Genomic DNA, 21,516 nt, shown 5'->3' with positions numbered 1-21,516 from the left:
AACTCTCGTCCCTATGGGATGAGAGTTTATTTTTTTGCAAAAATAATGTTCAAGGAGGAAAAAAATATGAGTATGATACAAATTACATTAAAAGATGGAAGTCAGCGTGAGGTTGTACAAGGTACTACATTGGCTGAATTTGCTGCATCCATCAGTCGGAGCTTGGCAAAAAGTGCAGTAGCGGCGAAAGTTGATGGACGTGTTACTGATTTGCCTATTAAGTTAGAGAAGGATGTTCAAGTTGAATTTGTTACATTTGAAGATGCTGAGGGGCGTGATGCCTTCCGCCATACTTCATCCCATATCTTAGCGCAGGCTGTAAAACGTTTATTTGGTGATGTAAAGATTGCCATTGGACCTGCCATTGCTAATGGATTTTATTATGATTTTGATGCAGTTTCAGCTTTTACTCAAGAAGATTTAGGGAAAATTCAAGCTGAAATGGAAAAAATTGTGAAAGAAAATTTCCCAATTGAAAGACTTGAAGTCAGTCGTGCAGAGGCGATTGCTTTGTTTACAGAATTAGGCGAAACCTACAAGGTAGAGTTAATTCAAGATTTGCCAGAGGATGTTATTATTTCCATGTACAAGCAAGGGGAGTTTGTTGACTTGTGTGCAGGTCCTCATCTGTCTTCAACAGGCAAAGTAAAAGCAATCAAATTACAAAGCGTAGCTGGAGCTTATTGGCGTGGTGATGAAAAACGCAAGATGCTGCAACGGATCTATGGTACGTCTTTTGAAAAAAAAGCTGATTTAGATGCCTATTTGACAATGCTCGAAGAGGCTGCTAAACGTGATCATCGTAAACTTGGAAAAGAACTGGATTTGTTTAGTATTCAGGAAGAGGGTCCAGGCTTTCCGTTTTTCCATCCTAAAGGTATGGTTCTTCGTAATGAACTTGAAAATTTTTGGCGCAAACTGCATGTTAAATATCGCTACCAAGAGATTAAAACTCCTATTATTCTAAATCAAAAATTGTGGCAACAGTCAGGTCATTGGGATCATTATCGTGACAATATGTACTTTACGAAAATTGATGATGAAGGATTTGCGGTTAAACCCATGAACTGTCCTGGGGGGATTTTAGTCTATCGTACGAATCACCATAGTTACCGAGATTTCCCATTACGTACAGCAGAGCTTGGCCTGGTTCATCGTCATGAAATTTCTGGAGCATTGCATGGTTTGATGCGGGTACGAAGCTTTACTCAAGATGATGCTCATATCTTTATGTTGCCGTCCCAAATTAAAACAGAGATTCAAGGTGTTATTGATTTGTTTGATACCGTATATAGCACTTTTGGCTTGTCCTATCATGCTGAACTGAGCACTAAACCAGCTAAAGCGATGGGGTCTGATGAAGTATGGGAGCTGACAACCAATGCGCTACGTGAGGCTTTGGATGAACGTGGTTTGCCATATCGGATTAATGAAGGCGATGGAGCTTTTTATGGTCCTAAGATTGACTTTCATTTGAGGGATTCTATTGGCCGGACTTGGCAATGTGGTACTATCCAATTGGATATGCAAATGCCTGAAAAATTTGATCTGACTTATGTGGGTGAAGATGGTCAAAAACATCGTCCCGTAATGATTCATCGTGTGGCATATGGCAGCATTGAGCGTTTTATTGGTATTTTGATTGAGCATTATGCTGGTGCATTCCCTGCATGGTTGTCACCTGTACAAGTTAAAATACTACCAATTACTGATCGTCATGTTGAATATGCACGGGAATTAGAAGAAGTGATGTTTGGCAAAGAAATTCGTGTGGCAGTGGATGATCGCAGTGAAAAGATTGGTTATAAAATTCGTGAAGCGCAAATGGAGAAAGTACCATATATTCTTCTTGTTGGGGATAAAGAAATTGAATCCCGCACTGTTGCAGTACGTAAACGTGGACAAGGAGATATTGGTTCTCAGGATGCCCAAGAATTTATTAGCAATCTCCTTGTAGAAATACAAGAAAAACAGTAAAAAAATCAAAAACATGCTTGACTTTGATTTTTTTCAATGGTATACTAATCCAGTACTCAATAATGATTGAGTTGAAGTAGAAGCCATCCGCTTCTCACCTTGCAACACTTCGGTAGTTCGTAAGGTCATCAAAGCATATTTATTTTTTATGCTATTGTTGCGGGTGGTATTTATACCATCCGCTTTATTTATATTTAGCACAAATTTATCAGGGGGTGAGTGACAATTAGCAAAGAAACGATGAGAATTAACGAGGAAATTAGAGCTAGAGAAGTTCGCTTGACGAGCGCAACCAATGAACCATTGGGCATTGTCCAATTGAGGGATGCACTGCAGATGGCAGCTGAACAAAATCTTGATTTGGTAGAAGTGGCACCAACTGCGAAACCGCCTGTATGCCGTATTATGGACTTTGGTAAGTTCAAATATGAACAACAAAAACGGGAAAAAGAAGTAAAGAAAAAGCAGAAGATTGTAACAGTCAAAGAGGTAAAACTTCGTCCCAATATTGAAGATCATGACTTTGAGGTAAAATTCAAGAATGCCCAACGTTTTCTCCAAGATGGCGATAAGGTAAAAGTAACCATCATGTTCCGTGGTCGGGAGCTTTCCCACCCTGAACTTGGCAGAAAAGTATTAGATAAAATGGCGATTCAGATTAAAGATATTGCCAATATCGAACGTGGTGCTAAACTTGAAGGTAAAAATATGATAATGATTCTGGCACCTAAGCCATAGAATTAAGAAGGGGGACCAATTATGCCTAAAATGAAGACACGTAGAAGCGCTGCAAAACGCTTTAAAGTTACTGGATCTGGCGAGTTCAAACGCAATAAATCACATAAACGTCACATCCTTGAGAAAAAATCTCCAGCTCGTAAACGCAATTTGCGTAAAGCTGCTTTGGTAAGCAAGTCAGATCATGAACGCGTAACGAAAATGCTTCCTTACGCTTAAACGTTACACATATTAAATAGGGGGTACAGCACATGCCAAGAGTTAAATCAGGCGTAACTGCGCATAAACGTCATAAAAAACTTTTAAAGTTAGCTAAAGGTTATAGAGGTTCACGTAGCAAACAATTCAAAAAAGCTAACGAAACCGTAATGAAAGGTCTGTATTATGCTCGTCGCGATCGTCGCGCTAAGAAAGGCGATTTCCGCAAATTGTGGATTGCTCGTATTAACGCTGCTGCTCGTTTGAATGGTCTTTCTTACAGTCGCTTGATTAATGGTTTGAGCAAGGCTGGCGTAGAAATTAATCGTAAAATGATGGCGGATTTCGCTGTTAATGATATGGTTGCTTTCGCTAAACTTGTTGAAATTGCTAAAGAACAACTGAAGTAAAAAAATAATTCCTAGACTTAGGTCTAGGAATTTTTTGCATACTATGGTTAAATGTCAAATAAAGTTTATTTTTATTGTAGATAATGGTAAAATAAATAAACGTCCAGTCAGTAGTTGCTTAAATGTGCAGACCGTATTTTAAATTTGGAGTGAAATAGTATGGCTTTACATACTCGATTCTCAAATCTGATGGATATTGCTGAGTGGAAGCTTACGCCTTATCAAATTTTGGTATTAGGTTTTGCTGGATTAATCTTATGTGGTGCCTTGCTCTTAATGACGCCGCAAGCCTCCGTATCAGGACAGAGCTTAAATTTTATTGATGCTTTGTTTACTGCGACGTCGGCAGTTTGTGTAACAGGTTTAGTTGTCGTTGATACTGGAACTTATTTCTCTATATTCGGACAAATGGTTATCATTTGTCTGATTCAAGCTGGTGGTCTTGGTATTATGACCATGGCGACCTTGATGGCTCTCGTCATGCGACGCAAAATTCAGCTGCGAGAGCGGCTCATTATGCAAGAAGCATTAAACCAAATGACAGTGTCAGGCGTAGTGCGTTTAACCCAATATATTATTCTCATTACACTGCTCATTGAATTTATTGGCGGAAGTATTTTAGCTGTTCGTTGGTATGCAGATTTAGGAAGTCAGGCAATTTATTTTGGTTATTGGCATGCGGTATCATCTTTTTGTAATGCTGGATTTGATTTGTTTGGCAATTTTAGCAGTTTAACAAACTATGTGGATGATCTTACAGTCAATCTTACGATTACATCTTTAATTATTTTAGGCGGTATTGGTTACACCGTGATGTTTGATGTATGGGGTAATCGTCACTGGAGTAAATTTGCTTTGCACACTAAATTAGTTCTTACGACTACTACGGTATTACTTATTTTTGGTACCCTTGTTATTCTTTTGCTAGAAATGAATAATCCTGATACTCTTGGTCCGTTAACATGGCAGGGTAAAATACTAGGAAGTTATTTCCAATCTGTTACGCCGCGGACTGCTGGATATAATACTGTAGATATTGGTAAACTTCAAGATGCAACTGTTTTTTTTATGGTTATTTTAATGTTCATTGGTGCATCGCCTACATCAACGGGTGGCGGTATCAAAACTTCAACAATTGGTGTATTGATGGCAGCGGTATGGGCTTTAATTACTGGCAAACAAGATGCTGAAATTTTCAAACGTCGTATCCCCCAACAACTTATCTATAAAGCTTTTTCCATATTTTTCATTGCAGCAACTTTGATTATCTTTGTGACAATGATGATGAGTATTACGGAAAATGCATCCTTCCTTAGGATTTTGTTTGAAGTCGTATCGGCTTTTGGTACGGTAGGCTTGACAACAGGTATCACGCAGACTTTAACTGAATACGGAAAAATATGGATTATTATTATGATGTTTGCTGGTCGAGTGGGTCCTGTAACCTTAGCATTAGCTTTGGCTTTACGTACACGAAAAGGTACGGTGCAATATCCAGAAGGTAAAATTATTATCGGTTAGGGGTTGAAGATGTGAAGAAAACGAAACAGTTCGCTGTGGTTGGGCTAGGACGATTTGGTACGAGCGTAGCTACTACCTTACATAAAATGGGCTATGAGGTATTAGCCATTGACAATGATGAAGAGCGGGTGCAAGAATTTAGTAATGAGGTCACCCACGTAGTGCAAGCCGATACGACAGATGAAGATACATTAGTTGCTCTAGGTATTCGAAATTTTGATGTGGTTATTGTTGCGATTGGTGAAGATATTCAAGCGAATATTTTGACAACTTTACAGCTCAAAGAACTTGGTGTACCTTACATTGTTGCTAAAGCGAGTAATAAGCTGCATGGTAAAATGCTAGAAAAATTGGGTGCTGATCGGGTAGTTTATCCAGAACGCGATATGGGGCAACGGGTAGCGCATAACCTTGTATCAAGTACGATGTTAGATTATATTGAACTCTCACCTAATTTAAATATTATGGAAGTCAATGTCCCTCATGCATTAGTTGGCAAAAGCTTAGCGGAAACAGATTTACGTGCTAAATACGAAATTAATGTGGTCGCAATCAAACGCGGGGACGATATCATCGTACCACCACTGCCAAATGAAAAAATAAAAATGAATGATATTTTAGTTGTAGTGGGCAGTATTATTGGAATACAACGTTTAGAGGTTCTTAAATGATAGAAATAATTACGAGTTTGCAAAATAAATTTGTAAAATTAGCGGCTTCGTTGAAACAAAAAAAATACCGTGATGAATTAGGTCTATTTGTTGTCGAAGGGGTTCGCTTAGTTGAAGAGGCTGTACAGTCTGATTGGCTGATTGAAACTTGTATATACACAGAAGAAACCTTAGAGCAAGAGAGGGTTCAGAGAATCATCGCTGACCTACAGTCGAAAAATTGTCGGATGATTCAGGTGGCAAGTAGTATCTATGAAAAAGTAACGGACACTAAAGAACCTCAAGGTATTATGGCAATTGTTAAAAAAAATGTCCATTCCTTAGAAGATAGGCTAGAAGCAAAAGTAAAAGAGTTTTTCATTGTGCTTGACGAAGTGCAAGACCCTGGTAATGTGGGGACGATGATTCGTACAGCCGCCGCAGCAGGGTGTACAGGAGTCATTTTGACAAAAGGCTGCGCTGATGTGTTTGCAAGTAAAGCTGTCAGAGGGAGTATGGGATCGATTTTTCATGTGCCAATCATTGAAGGGTTAACAAGAAGTGAAGTCATTTCTTACTTAAAGGAACATGACATTGAGATATTAGCCACTTCTTTGGAATCTTCAAAGGTGTATTTTGAGATTGATTTTAAGCAGTCCCTTGCCATTGTCTTTGGTAATGAGGGCAATGGGGTAAGTCAAGAATTTATCGAAAAGGCTCAAGAGAGACTTTATATCCCTTTGGCCAATCATGTTGAATCCCTGAATGTGGCAGCTTCAGCAGCTGTTATCTTATATGAAGTTGTACGCCAGCGTCGCTAAGTGAGGCTGTTAACATAGTGTGTAGTTCAATTTTTAAGTTTTAGGAGGTATTTATGGAACAAGAATTACAATCCTTAAAACAGATGGCTGTGGCAGAATTGTCACAGGCAGTTGATATGGAAGGGTTAAATGATCTAAGGGTTAAATATCTAGGAAAAAAAGGCAGTTTGACGAGTGCTTTAAAAGGAATGGGAGCACTCAGTGCTCAGGAACGGCCGCGGATTGGCCAAATTGTCAATGATATTCGAAGTGAACTTGAGCAAATCATTACGACGAAGAGTGATGGTTTTAAACAAGCTGAGCTGGCTAGAAAATTGGCTTCAGAAAAAATTGATGTCACGTTACCAGGTCGCAAGGTTAATGTTGGTCATAAGCATCCTTTGACAGTTACTCTTGATCGCATTAAAGATATTTTCATGAAAATGGGTTTTGCTATTGCTGAGGGGCCAGAGATTGAGCAGGACTATTATAATTTTGAAGCACTTAATTTGCCCAAAGATCATCCAGCCCGTGATATGCAAGATTCTTTCTATATCACTGAAGAATTTTTGCTGCGTACTCATACTTCACCAGTGCAAGTTCGTACGATGCAAGCTGCTACACCAAACGAGCCAATTCGTATTATTGCACCAGGCAAAGTGTATCGTCGCGATTACGATGCGACTCATTCACCTATGTTTACTCAGGTTGAGGGACTCGTTATTGATAAGAATATTAGTTTTGCAGATTTAAAAGGTACATTAGAATTATTCATTCATGAAATCTTTGGTGAAGATGTTGGTGTCCGTTTCCGTCCGAGTTTCTTCCCTTTTACTGAGCCAAGTGCTGAGGTGGATATTTCTTGTGTAATTTGCTCTGGTAGCGGTTGCCGAGTGTGTTCAGGTACTGGTTGGTTGGAAATTTTGGGTTCAGGAATGGTACATCCTAAAGTACTAGAAATGAGCAATTTTGATCCAGAAGAAGTGACTGGTTTTGCCTTTGGTATGGGCGTAGAACGGATTGCCATGTTATTATATGGTATTGATGATTTACGGTTGTTCTATGAAAATGATTTGCGTTTCTTACGCCAATTCTAAATAAACTCCTTCAGCTAACGCTGGATAAATTTTAATTGATAATTTCTAAGGGGGATGGGTATGCAAGCATCAATCAAGTGGCTTAAAGAATATGTTGAGTTTACAGAAGCCCCAGCCGTATTAGCGGAAATGCTGACAATGGCTGGAGTTCCTGTTGAAGGAATTACAGATCTCGGTAAAGGGATTGACAATATTGTAACGGGTAAGATTATTCATATTGAAAAACATCCAAATGCAACTAAATTATCCGTATGTACGATCGATGTAGGAAGAAATGAAAATCTAACAATTGTAACAGGTGCTACCAATGTAAAAGAGGGGCAGATTGTTCCGGTTGCTCTTGTTGGAGCCAAATTGCCAAATGGTCTTGAAATTCAACCAACGGATTTACGCGGTCTCATGTCTTATGGGATGCTTTGTTCAACAAGTGAGCTTAATATTGATAGTAAATTATTATCAGCTGAAGCGCGGGAAGGTATTTATATTTTACCAACGGATTTGCCGATTGGTATGGATATTAAAGAAGCACTTGGACTTGATGATGTTGTATTAGAGTTTGAATTAACTGCAAATCGCGCAGATTGTTTTAGTGTGTTAGGTTTGGCGAGAGAAGTGGCTGTATTAACAGGTGGAAGCTTCAAAAAACCTATATTAAGTGTACACGAAACAGCTCAAGAAAGAGCAACTGATTTGGTAAAAGTGATCATTGATGAACCTGCTTTATGTTCTCGATTTGCAGTAAGGGTCTTACAAAATGTTAAGGTTGGCCCGTCGCCAAAGTGGCTCACTCATCGCTTGCAAGCTGTTGGTATGCGATCCATTAATAATGTGGTTGATGTGACAAATTATGTCATGCTTGAAATGGGACAACCAATGCATGCTTATGATTATAATTTATTATCAAAACATAGTTTGACAGTACGCAAAGCTTATCCAGGAGAAAAAATAACCACTCTTGATGATGTGAAACGTGAACTGACGTCTGAAATGATTGTGGTAGCTGATGGTATTCAAGCTGTCGGTATTGCTGGCGTAATGGGTGGTCTTGCGACAGAAGTTACAGCAAATACCCAAACTGTTGTATTAGAGGCTGCTACATTTGATGGAGTGAGTATTCGTCGTACTTCTCGTGCCCTAGGCTTACGTTCGGAAGCTTCTGGACGCTTTGAACGCGGTGTTGATACTGCCAATAGCATTCGTGCTCTTGATCGTGCGGCTCAATTGCTTGAAAGTATGGGTGCTTGCACAGTTTGCCCTGAGATTGTGGAAAGCTATCCTAATATGCTGTTGCCGCGACAAATTACCTTTCTTCCTGCTAAAGTCAATGCTTATTTAGGTACTGACATTGATACAGCAGTCATGGTGGATATTTTGCGCCGGTTGGAGTTTGAAATTAATTCCCAATCTACTGATGATAAAGTTACAGTGAATGTTCCGAGCTGGCGCGGAGATGTTCATGGTCACCCTGATATTTGTGAAGAAATTGCACGAATTTATGGCTTTAACAAAATTCCAACGACGACGCCTGGTGGAAATATCTTGCGCGGTGGACAAGAATATGTTCAATCCATTGCTGATTCAATAAAAACTATTTTAACAGGAGCAGGATTTGATGAAATTCTTTCCTTGAGTTTTGCCCATCCTCAGATTTTTGACAAATTGAATATCCCTACTGATAGTACACTTCGTCATGCGATTACGGTACTCAATCCAATTACGGATGATTTTCCTATTTTGCGGACCACACTGTTAGGTGGATTGCTAGAAACTGTTGTACGTAATATTTCCCGCAAAAATGAAGATATAAAAATTTACGAATTGGGTGCAGTGTACCTGCCTGAAGAATTGCCTTTAAATGCCTTGCCTAAAGAACCATTGATGCTTTGCGGTGCTTTGGTCGGCAAACGAAATGAACTTTCTTGGAATACAAGTCGAGAAAATGTTGATTTTTATGACGCTAAAGGGACTGTTGAGGTCTTATTAGGTTCTTTGGGAGTCATTGATTATGAAGTGGCAACTGGTGAGCATGCATCACTACATCCAGGAAAAACAGCAATCTTTACAAAAAATGGTCATTTACTTGCTACAGTTGGTGAAGTACATCCAAAAGTATTAGATGATTTTGGAATTAATCGTAAAGTTTATGTATTTGAGATTAATGTAGAAACCTTATCTAGTCAGGCTGTTCTACTTACTTCGTATCAATCTTTGCCAAAATTTCCGGCAATCAATCGGGATTTGGCAGTTGTTTTATCGACAGAAATTACTGTGGATAGAGTGATCAAAGGGATTATTGCTAGTGCGGGGCCATTGCTAAGTGATGTGCGTCTATTTGATGTGTATACGGGTGAGCAGGTTGCGGAAGGATCACGTAGTTTGGCTTTTTCTCTTACTTATCGCCATCAAGATCGAACGTTGACGGATACGGAGATTGATGTGTTTCACAAAAATATTGTTGAATACCTTGATAAAGAATTAATGGCGAAAATTAGAAGCTAACAAAATAGAGGAAAAAAGACTTGGTGAAAGATCAAGTCTTTTTTCTTGCTTAGATGCAGGAAATTATATTTCATAGGTCGAATGTAGGAAATAGGTAAAACTATAGGTAATTAGGTGGAGTTATGAGTGGAATAAAACATAAAGTAACAGTTGAAATTTTTGGTGAACTTTATTCTTTGAAAAGTGATATAGAGCTTGAGCAAGTGATGAAGGTTGCAGCATTAGTAGATGAACGGATGAAGAAAATTTCTAAATCGAATTTATGTTTATCACCTAGTCGAGTGGCGGTACTCGCCGCCTTAAACCTTGCTGAAGATTTTTTGCAGCTAGAGCATAATTACAAACAATTGATTAAAATGGTAGAAGAAGAATAATCCATAGAATTTCCTCGTATAAGAGTCCTTTTAAGTGCGAATAATAGTAAAAAAAGGACTGAGATTATGACTCAAATTGATAGTATTGGTTATGTTTTATTACATATTATTGTGTTATTTACGATAGCATTAATTGTTGTTCGATTAATGGGCAATCGTACAGTTGGTCAATTGTCTCCTTTTGATTTTGTAATTATGGTGGGCATCGGTGACATTATTATTACAGCTTCCATGGACAAAGGGCAGACATTGTTGACGGGAATTGAAGGACTTGTGGCATTATTAGTTTTACAACAATTATTATCATATCTATCACTTAAAAGTACCACGGTGCGCAAATGGGTTGAGGGTACACCAGTATTATTGATTCAAGATGGAGAAATTATTAAGGAAAATTTCATCAAAACTCATTTTAATTATGATGATTTACGTCAGGAATTACATAAACAAGGAATGGACATGACTGATTTACCTCAGATTAAACTGGCACGGCTGGAAAGTTGTGGTGTTTTCTCCATTATAAAAAAACCAGAGATGGAATCATTGACAAAACAAGAATTGGAAAATTATCTACAAAGTATTTATACAAATCCACTGAGTCCCTTCGGGCAGCAGTGGGTTAAATTAGAACAATGTATGTCTGAAGTACACTATGTAGCAGAATATATAAAAAACCAAGGTTTGTCCAAGGGGGCAATCGATCATAAGGAAACGGAAAATACGAAAGAGTCATAATAGAAGAAGGGAATCCCTTCTTCTATTTGGTTTGTATGGGTTTTAGGAAAGGAATGAAGTGAAATGATAGAATTATTAGCACCTGTTGGTAGTCGTGAGGCCTTAGTAGCAGCAGTGGAAAGCGGAGCTGATGCCGTATATCTGGCCGGGAAAATGTTTGGTGCTCGTGCCAGTGCACCTAATTTTGATGATGAGGAATTGGCAGAGGCAGTACGGTTTGCTCATTTGCGTCGCGTTTTAGTCTATGTCACAGTGAATACTTTACTTGATAATAGCGAAGTTCCTGCATTTATTAAATATTTACGGTATTTGTATCAAATTGGTATCGATGCGATTATTGTTCAAGATCTTGGCGCTTTTAAAATTGCTAAAGAAGTCGTACCGAATATGCCGATACATGGTAGTACGCAAATGACAGTACATAATTTGGAAGGCGTACAGTTATTAACAGAACTCGGTTTTACAAGGGTTGTTCTGTCACGAGAGTTGTCTCTTGATGATCTTACCTATATTTGTAACAATACGGATACGGAGATTGAAGCCTTTATTCATGGTGCCCTATGTATTTCCTATTCAGGACAATGTTTAATGAGTAGTATGATTGGAGGGCGTAGTGGGAATCGCGGACGATGCGCTCAGCCTTGTCGTTTACCTTATACCCTTGTTGATCAGTATGGAAATGAGGCATTGAATGAAGGGGATGCTGGCGAATATTTACTGAGCCCTAAGGATTTGAATACGTTAGAAATGATGCCTGAGCTGATTCGTTCTGGTATTACATCCTTTAAAATTGAAGGTCGTATGAAACGACCAGAGTATGTCGCAGTGGCAGTTGATACCTATCGGCGGGCGATTGATGCTTGCTTGGCAGATCAAGAAAATTATGTTGTTGATGAAAAAGAACAAAAAGATTTGGCGCAAATTTTTAATCGTGATTTTACCACTGCATACTTAGAACGTCACCAAGGACGTAATATGATGAGTGATCGCCGCCCTAATAATCGGGGGGTACGCATTGGACGGGTAAGTGAGTATCAATATCCAGAAAGAATGGCGACGATAAAACTTGATGAGCCTTTATATATTCATGATATTGTTGAATTTTGGGTTAAAGTTGGCGGGCGTGTCAGTGCGACGATATCAGAAATGATTGTTGACGGTCAAAGTGTGACTATGGCGCCAGCGGGGACAGAAGTATCGATTGGGGTACAGCCTGTACGCGTGAATGATCGAGTATTTAAAGTGTATGATGCTGGATTGATGGAACGAGCACGGTCCTTTTTCGCGGAGCCTACTGCGGTAAAACGAGTTGGTGTTGATATAAAGGTTGCTGTGAGTGAAGGCCAGCCCCTTGTCATTACTATAGAAGATACGGATGGTTTTTCTGGGACTGCTGGGACGGATTTTTTGGCACAAAAGGCCATTAAAAGACCCTTAACAATCGAAACAATTGCCAAACAAGTTGACCGATTGGGGTCCACTATCTTTAGTCTGCAACAATTAAATTGTCATATTGAGGGAGAAGTCATGGTACCCGTCAGTGAAATCAATGATGCACGACGTAGGGCTGTAGAAGAGTTAGAAAAAGCTCGTTTGGCTTATTATGATCGTCCACCTTTGTCTGAGCAACGTTATACTGTACAGGATTTTATTCCGCGTGCAGGTAAAAGTGTTGTCAAACCTTCTCTTACAGTGCCGTTATTGACAGTGAATGTTGATACAATTGATAAATTAGAAGCTTGTCTTAAAAATGGAGCCGATTCAATTATGTTTGGTGGCGAATCTTTTCATCACCAAGCTATCACTCCTGAAGAGTATCGTCGAGCGGTAGCTATTGTTCGTGAACAGGGGAAAAAAATTATTTTAAATACGCCACGGATTGTGAAAGAATGGCAAATGAATGGTCTAAAAGCTGAGCTTGATTTATTTCAAGAATTACAGCCTGATGCTGTAAGTGTGAGCAATCTAGGAGTGCTTCATCTTGCGAAGAGATTGCTTACCTTACCCTTACATGGCGATTATCCATTAAATATCTATAACGATCTATCCCTTCAATTTTTTGCAGAACAGGGAATCACTAGCGGTACTTTATCTCCAGAGTTAAACTGTGCACAGATTACAGAAATCAATCATGCAGGTAAGATGTCCGTAGAGTGTTTGGCACATGGTTATCTAACATTGATGGTCTCAGAATATTGTATGATTGGCAGTTATTTGGGAGAACTTCATACCGGTAAATGTAACCAACCTTGCTTACGCCGCGAGTACCAATTAAAGGATCGCAAAAATGAATATTTCCCAATTGTAACGGATCAATATTGTCGGATGCATGTACTAAATGGTAAAGAACTCAGCATGCTACCCCATATTCCGAAATTTGGTATCATGGGAATTGACAGTATTCGAATTGAAGGTAAGAAAGGCGATGTGGATTATTTAGGGAAAATGACTCGATTGTATAAGGAAATTCTGCAACAAGGCGACAATCATCCTTTGTTTGTGCAGGATAAAATAGGAAGCGTTGAACATGAGCAGATCACTCGGGGACATTATTTCCGAGGTGTATTATAGTAGAATATAGTTTTTGTCAATAGGAGAGGGATACATGGATTTATCTGTACTAAAAACATTAGAATATCCTAAAATTCGTACTATGTTAGCTGATCGAAGTAGCTGCACCATGGGGCGTGAATTAGTTGAAGAATTGGTTCCAACCAATGAGATGGCAGAAGTTGAAAGACGAATTGCGGAAACTCGAGAGGCTAGAGAAATTCTAGATGCTATGTCAAATGTACCTCTTGGCGGTATTCGTGATGTTCGACCACTGCTCAAAAGGGCAGAAGTTGGATCGATTCTCGAAGCTCATGAGTTAGTTGCTATCAGCAGTACTTTATATGCTTCGCGGCGCATGAAAAGTTTTTTTACTGACATGCCGTCATCATTAGTCATTTTAGCAGGTTATGTAAGCAATATTACCGTGCTGCGTAATATTGAGAATAGTATTGAAAATATAGTGAATGAGCAAGGAATGATTCGTGATGATGCCAGTGTAGAATTATCGAAAATCAGACGCGATATCAAGTTGTCTCAAAGTCGTGTCAAGGATAAATTGGAGAGTATACTGCGCGCGAGTGAGTATCAAAAATATTTCCAAGATGCCTTGGTAACCATGCGTGGTGACCGTTATGTAATTCCAATCAAGCAAGAGTCGCGTTATCATTTTCCAGGAATTATTCATGATCAGTCTGCGAGTGGTTCTACCGTATTTATCGAACCCATGGCAATTGTCATGTTGAATAATGAAATCAAACAATTAATGTCTGCGGAAAAAAATGAAATAGAACGTATTTTGCGTATGATTACAGGGCAAATTGCTAATTTTGTTGATGAAATTAATGAGAACTGTCAGGTCTTGGCGCAAATTGATTTTGCTTTTGCAAAAGCTAAGCTCAGTCAAGATATGCAGGGAACAATGCCCTTAATCAATGATGAAGGATATGTGAATCTGCGCCAGGCGCGGCATCCTTTGATACCAGCAGCTGCAGTTGTACCCATTGATATTTATATTGGTAAAGATTTTAATACATTGCTCATTACAGGCCCAAATACTGGTGGTAAGACAGTCTCTTTAAAAACCCTTGGTTTATTTGCTCTTATGACTCAGTCTGGGCTCTATATCCCCGTTGAACATGGTTCAGAAATTACAGTGTTTAATAATATATTTGCAGACATTGGGGATGAGCAAAGTATTGAGCAGAGTTTAAGTACGTTCTCTGCTCATATGACAAACTTAGTGCGTATTTTAGGGAAAGTTTCTTTACACGATTTGGTATTGATCGATGAAATTGGATCAGGTACTGACCCTGATGAAGGGGCAGCTTTAGCAATCGCCATTTTGGAATATTTACTAAAAGTTGGTGCGAGAACGATTGCTACAACCCATTATAGTGAATTAAAAACCTTTGCTTATTCTAAACCTGGAATTGAAAATGCGAGTGTGGAATTTGACATACAGACGTTAAAACCGACCTATCGTTTGTTAATTGGTATCCCGGGAAGCAGTAATGCATTTGCCATTAGTAGACGATTGGGTCTTCCTGAGGACATTGTTGACCATGCTAAAGGATTCATTGGAAAAGATCATGCTGAATTTGAGAATGTATTGAATTCATTAGAAGAGCAAAAGATCGCCTATGATAAACTCAATCGAGAGTTGGCTGAACAAGAACGATTATTGACAGAGGTTAAAGAAAAGCTTGCGGAAGAACAAATGTCCTTCGCTCGAAAAAAACAAACTATATTAGTCAAAGCGAAAAATGAAGCTGAGGCTATATTGAGGCAAGCACGCAGGGAAACCGAAGGTATTATTAGTGAGCTTAAAACTCAATTTTCTGAGAAGAGCGGAACTGTGAGACAAAGTACTATTGATAAAAGTCGAAAACGGTTGCGTGAGAATCTGGATTCTCTGCAAAGTGGTGATGATGAAGAAGATGATAACTCTTTGCCAAGGATTACGCCTACCTTATTGAAACCTGGAATGAATGTCTATGTAACCACTGTAAAACAAAAGGGTGTGGTACTTTCTGTTCATGGTGATGATGTAATCGTTCAACTGGGGATTCTAAAAATGAATGTAGCAATTGCTAATTGTCGCTTGTCATCGGAATCTGTTAGTGAGAAAAATAAAACAGCTAAAATCAGTATGGATTTTTCTAAAGTTCGTGATGTATCAAGGGAAATTGATATACGTGGTATGATGGTAGATGAGGCCGAAATTCTTCTAGGCAAGTATATTGATGATGCTATTTTAGCAGGATTAAATAAAATTATTGTGATACATGGTAAGGGGACTGGTGCCTTACGTAAAGGGGTCAGAGCTTATTTAAAACATCATCATTATGTGAGAGATATTAGTATTGGTGAACTTAATGAGGGTGGGGATGGCGCGACCATTGTTCAATTGAGGTAAGAAAAGAGGTATGAGAATTTAATTTCTCATACCTCTTTTTCATTTTGAAAATTAGTTTTCCAGTTCAAGGAGCGTCCTAAGTCTTTCTTTTCTTGTTCATCTGGATTAGTTGTATGGGGAGGCACTGGATGGCTTACTGTAGCTGCTGGTGGTTCCTTTTTTTCAGGTTTATCATTGTTACTGCTGCCGCTGCCGCCTAAATTATTCATAAGACCTAAGATTGTTGAGATGTTGGTTGGATTTAATTTGGATTTAATTTGTGGGTTATTCAGTAAGGGTAAGAGACTCATTAGCAAATCAGGAGATGGCCCACCTCCTGATTGATCGCCACCTTTGGTAAGATCACCCAATATTTTTTGTAATGGATTGCTCGAATTTGTTTGTGGAATGTTTTGTGCCGTCGGCATTATCGCAGTCGATTGTGTACGATTGAGTATATGAAGCAGGCACAGCAGTGATAAAACATTAATGAGCGTATCATAGCCGGTGCCCTCGTTGATCATTGTGTCGATCATATGTGTGATTGTTTGTAAGAGAGAACTATTAGGGCTCTCGTTCGGCATAGAATACCCTCCTTAAAATAGACCAGGAATTTTGGGAAGATTAAGGTCACCTGTTAGTTTTCCTATTGCTGTTTGTTGGAGTTCACGAGATTTTGTTAAACCGTTATTGATGGTAGCAACAAGTAAATCTTGTAATAATATCGCATTGTCAGCAGCCAGATAGTTGGGATTGATTTCGATTGCTAACAGCTCTTGTTGACCATTGAGTGTTAATTTGATCACATCACCACTAGAAACTTCAATACGTTGTAATTTTAAATCATTTTGTACATTGTCAACATTTTGTTGAACCTTTTTGACTAAGTCCATCATATTTCCTAAGTTTTCCCACATTTTACAAACCTCCTCAAAAAATATTTAATAACTTACGCTAACCAATTGTGAGGGTGTTTCATATATTACAGTAAATGGATCCGTTTATTCATTTTATAAGGGGTGATGGGATTGCGCTTACGGAGACATTATAAAAACTATAAACGGTCAGAGATAGAAAATAATGAAAGTCAAATTAATGAAGAAATAGTAGAAGATAAAGTGCAAGAAACAAAAAAAATGGAAAATAGCCATACTACAGGAAAAGCTAACAATGTCAAAGAAGGCAAATCACTCAGACCGTTAAAAATGATTAGACAATTAATGAAAAATCCTAATTTTAATATGCAATTAATGGTTATTTTATTAAGTTTAACTTCTGATAATATGCAAATGGATCGAAGAATTGATGGTATGACGACAACAATTGATAAATTGCGTACAATCACTGAATTAGTGAACAATGGAATGAGTTCAATGAAAGTTGTATCGGAAGTACCTAAAAATATTCGTCGCATACTAGAATGATGTTTTGGGGAAAAAGCTGAGGGTATGGTAACACTTTCATAAGGATTATCATATATTAAAAGTAGAAGGGCATAAGTCATTGCCCTGGCAAAGGTAGATGTAAGGAGGGAATATGTAATGGCAAGAGGCGGTTTTGGAGGGGGTCAATCTTGGTGGATCATTATTATCATTCTGTTGCTATTCTGCTTTAATGATGACAATAGTTTCTCATAAGCTGCTCAAATACTTACCGCAAAGGAATTGGAACAAGGCATCTATGAATGGCTTTGCAGCATGATTATTTACAATCCTTTTTAAGTAAATGAGTAACCAATTCATCGTGTTGCTCATATAGTAAAGCAAAGAAATGTAAAATTCTCCATTAATGATTGGATGAAACATGGGGAGGAGGAATATAATATGGGACGTGGATTTGGATTTGGTGGCGGTTGTGGCGGCGGTTTTGGTGGAAACGTATGGATTATTGTGATTATTATTCTTTTGTTAGTGTGTTGTAATAATGATGATTCAAGTACTTGTTTATAGTCTATAGTCATGTATATGCAAGAAATAAAAAAACACGCGTAATTTACGCGTGTTTTTTTATTTTTTAAGGATTATTTTTTTTCGTTGACTCATCAGGTCGTGATGGAGGCGGAGGTGTTGATGAAACAGGAGAGGTCGTATCTGGAGGAGTTGTAAGAGGTTTATCTGTCTTAGTAGGCGGTGGCGGAGTCGTTTTATCCGTAGGTTTATTGCCTGTCTTAGAATCCGTCGCCTTATCATTTTTTGGATCAGTTGTTGCTGGATTTGCTGGTTTTTTATCATCGGGAGTTTCTTTGATCGTTGTTGTTGGAGGAGCATCAAGTACTACACCGTTTGGTCTAATGAAGTCTCTGCTTGGTGTATGTGCTAAGGCTTTTGACATGAATGATTGCCAAATTTTTGCAGGAGTGCCACCGCCAGTGATGCCATCTAGATTACCATCATTGTCATAACCAATCCACACAGATGCGACTAGGTCGGGAGTATATCCAACAAACCAAGCATCTTTATAGTCACTGGTTGTACCTGTTTTGCCTGCTGCAGGACGACCAATGTTTGCAGCTGTACCAGTGCCATGACTGATGACTCCACGCATCATATCTGTGAGAATATAAGCGCTTCGTTCATTGACAACAGCTTTTTCTTGTGGTGTATATTGTTCTAAAATTTTTCCATTCCGGTCAACAATTTTAATGATGGCCGTTGTTTCAACAAGAATACCTTGATTGGCAAATACGCCATAGGCTCTAGCGAGTTCTAGAGGGGTAACACCTCTAGTTAATCCGCCTAGGGACATTGCTAAGTTACGGTCATTAGTGAAACCTTGTAAAACTAGGGTGGAAATTCCCATTTGTTGAGCATAATAGAGCGGTTTGTCCACTCCTGTATGATTTGCTATTTTTACAGTTGGTACATTCAAAGATTGTTCTAACGCACTACGTAATGACACTGAACCGTGAAATGTTCCGTCGTAATTACTTGGAGACCAACTACCAAAACTAATGGTTTTATCTTCGATAACGGATGATGGAGTCATGCCGCCCTCAATCGCTGCTAAATAAACAAAAGGTTTAAATGCAGAGCCAGGTTGACGTTCTGCAAGTACCGCACGGTTGAATTGGTCAGTACCTCGACCGCCAACCATGGCTTTAATTTGACCTGTATGTGGATCAATCGCAATTAATGCACCTTGAGGTTGCTTTAGTCCATTACTATCAGTGCGTACATTAGGAAGTTGCTGCATGGCACTTTCAGCAGCTACCTGCATATCAAGATCTAAAGATGTGTAAATTTTTAGACCATCTTTATAGATTGCATCGGCACCATATTTATCAATGAGCTGTTGGGTGACATAATCGATAAAATAACTGGCAGTATTTGATTGGTTCTCAGGCTGAGCGGAACGTGATGTTAATTTTAACTTGGTATTACGAGCTTTATTGGCTGTTGCATTATCGATGAATTCATATTTAACCATTTGGTCCAATACAACAGATTGACGTTCGGTTGCTGCTGCTAGATTATTTAATGGTGAATAGTAATTGGGACTTTTTGGAATACCTGCTAGCATAGCACATTCTTCTAAAGATAAATCTTCTACATTTTTTCCAAAATAAACCATAGCTGCAGATTGTACACCATAAGCACCTTGCCCAAAATAAATTTGATTGAGATATAGTTCTAAAATTTCATTTTTACTATATTGTTGTTCAATTTGCAATGCTAAAATAGCTTCTTGAATTTTGCGCTTGAGCGTTCTTTCTTGGGATAATAAGGCGTTTTTCGCTAATTGTTGTGTAATGGTACTGCCGCCTTCTGATACACCACGATTCGTAATATTCGACCATACAGCTCGTACAATGCCGCGAGGGTCAACACCCATATGTTGATAAAAACGCGCATCCTCTACAGCAACGAAAGCGTTTTGTAAATTTTTAGGTATTTTACTCATGGGAACGGGAAGACGGTTTTCTACAGAATGAATCGTGCTAATTAATTTACCATTCACATCGTAAATTTGTGAAGATGCTGAAGGTCTTATATCGTTTTTGAGACTTGGCATAGTATGAATACTTGCTGTCAGAAAGCCAAGACCAGCACCAGAAATCATGACGACAAATACGACTAATACGATGATTGTTAATTTCGAATTTCGATTTTTAGAAGAACGACGGCCGGATGTTTGACTATCGTTATGATCGTTATCCATTGGTAACCTCCTCAGATTTGAATACGCTAATTATTATAACATAAAACAATATTATTCGGAGTAAAAATACCATATGAAAAGTATTAGTTTTAAAAAAACGATTAAATCAATCCTATTGATGAATTGCAACTATCAGCTATTTTTAAAGAGAAAGATACACATCGGATGGGTATATAACATATAAGTAAGAATAAGAGTGAATAAAATTGTGAATTGATAAAAGATACATAGATCTAGGAGGAAAATCATGAGATTTTTAGTGAAGGAAAGACGTAATATAACATCATTGACGATGATCATTATAGTATGCTTTAGTTGCTTAATCGCCATTTTGTGGGTAATCGAAAGTCATTTAAAACCGACTTTGCTCGCTATAGCTGAAACAAAAGCTACATTAATAGCAACACAATCAATTAATCGTGTAATTAGTGAAAGAGTAAATGTAAGCGTTGATTCGCAAAAACTAGTGAATGTAACCTTAGATAGTCGCGGACGTGTCGTACTAATACAACCAAATACAATGGAGTTCAATAAAATTGCAGCTGATACTACAATTAGAGTGCAAGATATATTGAAAGAAATTGGTGAGGAGAAAATTAAAATTCCTATGGGGCAAATTCTAGGAAGTCAACTATTTGCTAGTGTTGGTCCTGATATTACAGTCACAGTGATTCCCATGGGTACTGTGAGTGTAAAAGTAATTGATAAATTTCAGCAAGCTGGCATCAATCAAACTCGACATATGATTTATTTGATTGCTACAACGCAAATTAGAATTGTAGTACCATTAGTGAGTAAAAGTGTAAGCGTGGATACTCAAGTGCTAATTGCTGAATATGTTGTTGTTGGTGAAGTACCAAGTACATATGTGCAATTTCCCTTTCCGCTACCAAATGGTCTGAATGGTGGCGAAAATAACAGTGAAGAAATTAATTAAAAAGAAAGCTTAGTTTGAATAAAGCAAATGGAATAGTTTTCAAATTTGTGAAAAAATGTTGAAATTAATAAAAAAATGACATAAGACTATTGACATAAGTAATTTGATTGTGCTATTATAAACGAGCGAGATCAAGTGATCTGCAAGAATAATCAAAAAAATTGACATAAAAGCAATGTTGTGATATTATAATAAACGTTGTTTGAAACGTTAGTTTTGAAGACAAGGTTAGCAAAAATAAAATTAGGTGTTCTTTGAAAACTAAACAATGTAAGTAAAGTTAAAATAAGCCAGATGTGCCGTACTCGTTTTGAGTACACACACGTTGGGTCACGTAAGTGATCTAGCGCAAGTAAGTTTTTTAAAGAGCCATCAAGGTTCTTCATAATATAACTTTTATGGAGAGTTTGATCCTGGCTCAGGACGAACGCTGGCGGCGTGCCTAACACATGCAAGTCGAACGGAGATTTCAGC

Annotated in this window: 19 protein-coding genes, 1 rRNA gene and 1 other annotated feature; of the genes, 17 read left to right on the top strand and 3 right to left on the bottom strand. The window is 38.3% G+C overall.

Features of this window, described 5'->3' with window-relative positions:
• The first annotated feature begins 66 nt into the window (after window positions 1–66).
• The 13 genes from thrS (at window position 67) to ACAN52_RS15670 (ending at window position 15,968) form a co-directional block, all read left to right on the top strand.
• Complete coding sequence (thrS, locus tag ACAN52_RS15730) at window positions 67–1,977, top strand: threonine--tRNA ligase (RefSeq protein ID WP_378955868.1); 1,911 nt, start codon at window positions 67–69, stop codon at window positions 1,975–1,977.
• 68 nt (window positions 1,978–2,045) lie between these two features.
• Window positions 2,046–2,174 (top strand) — a sequence feature (ribosomal protein L20 leader region).
• A gap of 43 nt (window positions 2,175–2,217) precedes the next feature.
• On the top strand, window positions 2,218–2,715 hold the full coding sequence (infC, locus tag ACAN52_RS15725; protein ID WP_378956013.1) for a translation initiation factor IF-3: 498 nt from the start codon (window positions 2,218–2,220) through the stop codon (window positions 2,713–2,715).
• Between the two features lie 21 nt (window positions 2,716–2,736).
• Complete coding sequence (rpmI, locus tag ACAN52_RS15720; protein WP_378955867.1) at window positions 2,737–2,934, top strand: 50S ribosomal protein L35; 198 nt, start codon at window positions 2,737–2,739, stop codon at window positions 2,932–2,934.
• Window positions 2,935–2,966: 32 nt separating this feature from the next.
• Window positions 2,967–3,323 (top strand): 50S ribosomal protein L20, encoded by a 357-nt coding sequence (gene rplT, locus ACAN52_RS15715; protein ID WP_378955866.1) that lies wholly within the window; start codon window positions 2,967–2,969, stop codon window positions 3,321–3,323.
• A gap of 159 nt (window positions 3,324–3,482) precedes the next feature.
• Window positions 3,483–4,844: a TrkH family potassium uptake protein gene (locus ACAN52_RS15710; RefSeq protein WP_378955865.1), complete on the top strand. Its 1,362-nt coding sequence runs from the start codon at window positions 3,483–3,485 to the stop codon at window positions 4,842–4,844.
• Window positions 4,845–4,855: 11 nt separating this feature from the next.
• The gene (locus ACAN52_RS15705; protein WP_378955864.1) at window positions 4,856–5,515 is read left to right on the top strand and encodes a potassium channel family protein; all 660 of its coding nucleotides are present in this window, start codon (window positions 4,856–4,858) and stop codon (window positions 5,513–5,515) included.
• Entirely contained in the window at window positions 5,512–6,315 is an 804-nt protein-coding gene (locus ACAN52_RS15700) for a TrmH family RNA methyltransferase (RefSeq protein ID WP_378955863.1), read from the top strand. Before ACAN52_RS15705 ends, ACAN52_RS15700 begins: the two co-directional genes overlap by 4 nt.
• A gap of 53 nt (window positions 6,316–6,368) precedes the next feature.
• Window positions 6,369–7,391, top strand: coding sequence for a phenylalanine--tRNA ligase subunit alpha (gene pheS, locus ACAN52_RS15695; RefSeq protein ID WP_378955862.1), 1,023 nt, complete (start codon window positions 6,369–6,371; stop codon window positions 7,389–7,391).
• A gap of 60 nt (window positions 7,392–7,451) precedes the next feature.
• The gene (gene pheT, locus ACAN52_RS15690; RefSeq protein WP_378955861.1) at window positions 7,452–9,890 is read left to right on the top strand and encodes a phenylalanine--tRNA ligase subunit beta; all 2,439 of its coding nucleotides are present in this window, start codon (window positions 7,452–7,454) and stop codon (window positions 9,888–9,890) included.
• Between the two features lie 122 nt (window positions 9,891–10,012).
• Entirely contained in the window at window positions 10,013–10,264 is a 252-nt protein-coding gene (locus tag ACAN52_RS15685; protein WP_378955860.1) for a cell division protein ZapA, read from the top strand.
• 66 nt (window positions 10,265–10,330) lie between these two features.
• Complete coding sequence (locus ACAN52_RS15680; protein ID WP_378955859.1) at window positions 10,331–10,999, top strand: DUF421 domain-containing protein; 669 nt, start codon at window positions 10,331–10,333, stop codon at window positions 10,997–10,999.
• 63 nt (window positions 11,000–11,062) lie between these two features.
• Window positions 11,063–13,570 carry a DUF3656 domain-containing protein gene (locus tag ACAN52_RS15675; protein WP_378955858.1) on the top strand — a complete coding sequence of 836 codons (2,508 nt, stop codon included), beginning with the start codon at window positions 11,063–11,065 and terminating at the stop codon, window positions 13,568–13,570.
• A gap of 34 nt (window positions 13,571–13,604) precedes the next feature.
• Window positions 13,605–15,968: an endonuclease MutS2 gene (locus ACAN52_RS15670; RefSeq protein WP_378955857.1), complete on the top strand. Its 2,364-nt coding sequence runs from the start codon at window positions 13,605–13,607 to the stop codon at window positions 15,966–15,968.
• Between the two features lie 26 nt (window positions 15,969–15,994).
• Here the strand turns inward: ACAN52_RS15670 and ACAN52_RS15665 are convergent, their stop codons facing one another.
• Together ACAN52_RS15665 and ACAN52_RS15660 are read right to left on the bottom strand one after the other, a co-directional pair.
• Entirely contained in the window at window positions 15,995–16,531 is a 537-nt protein-coding gene (locus ACAN52_RS15665; protein WP_378955855.1) for a hypothetical protein, read from the bottom strand.
• A 12-nt stretch (window positions 16,532–16,543) separates the two neighbouring features.
• Entirely contained in the window at window positions 16,544–16,864 is a 321-nt protein-coding gene (locus ACAN52_RS15660) for a YbaB/EbfC family nucleoid-associated protein (RefSeq protein ID WP_378955854.1), read from the bottom strand.
• A gap of 111 nt (window positions 16,865–16,975) precedes the next feature.
• Between ACAN52_RS15660 and ACAN52_RS15655 the strand changes: the two genes are divergently transcribed.
• Together ACAN52_RS15655 and ACAN52_RS15650 are read left to right on the top strand one after the other, a co-directional pair.
• Window positions 16,976–17,371 (top strand): hypothetical protein, encoded by a 396-nt coding sequence (locus ACAN52_RS15655; RefSeq protein ID WP_378955853.1) that lies wholly within the window; start codon window positions 16,976–16,978, stop codon window positions 17,369–17,371.
• Window positions 17,372–17,770: 399 nt separating this feature from the next.
• Window positions 17,771–17,896 carry a hypothetical protein gene (locus ACAN52_RS15650; protein ID WP_378955852.1) on the top strand — a complete coding sequence of 42 codons (126 nt, stop codon included), beginning with the start codon at window positions 17,771–17,773 and terminating at the stop codon, window positions 17,894–17,896.
• 64 nt (window positions 17,897–17,960) lie between these two features.
• Here the strand turns inward: ACAN52_RS15650 and ACAN52_RS15645 are convergent, their stop codons facing one another.
• Entirely contained in the window at window positions 17,961–20,105 is a 2,145-nt protein-coding gene (locus ACAN52_RS15645; RefSeq protein ID WP_378955851.1) for a transglycosylase domain-containing protein, read from the bottom strand.
• Window positions 20,106–20,352: 247 nt separating this feature from the next.
• Here ACAN52_RS15645 and yunB point away from each other — a divergent pair, with 247 nt between their 5' ends.
• Together yunB and ACAN52_RS15635 are read left to right on the top strand one after the other, a co-directional pair.
• Window positions 20,353–21,042, top strand: a complete 690-nt coding sequence (gene yunB / locus ACAN52_RS15640) for a sporulation protein YunB (RefSeq protein ID WP_378955850.1) — start codon at window positions 20,353–20,355, stop codon at window positions 21,040–21,042.
• 395 nt (window positions 21,043–21,437) lie between these two features.
• Window positions 21,438–21,516 (top strand): 16S ribosomal RNA (locus ACAN52_RS15635); the annotation flags it as partial.

It is taken from the genome of Pelosinus sp. sgz500959, assembly GCF_042610375.1.
Classification (GTDB): Bacteria; Bacillota; Negativicutes; order DSM-13327; family DSM-13327; genus CTSoil-075.
The sequence above is the reverse complement of the archived record's forward strand: the minus strand, read 5'-3'. Positions and strand labels throughout refer to the sequence as shown.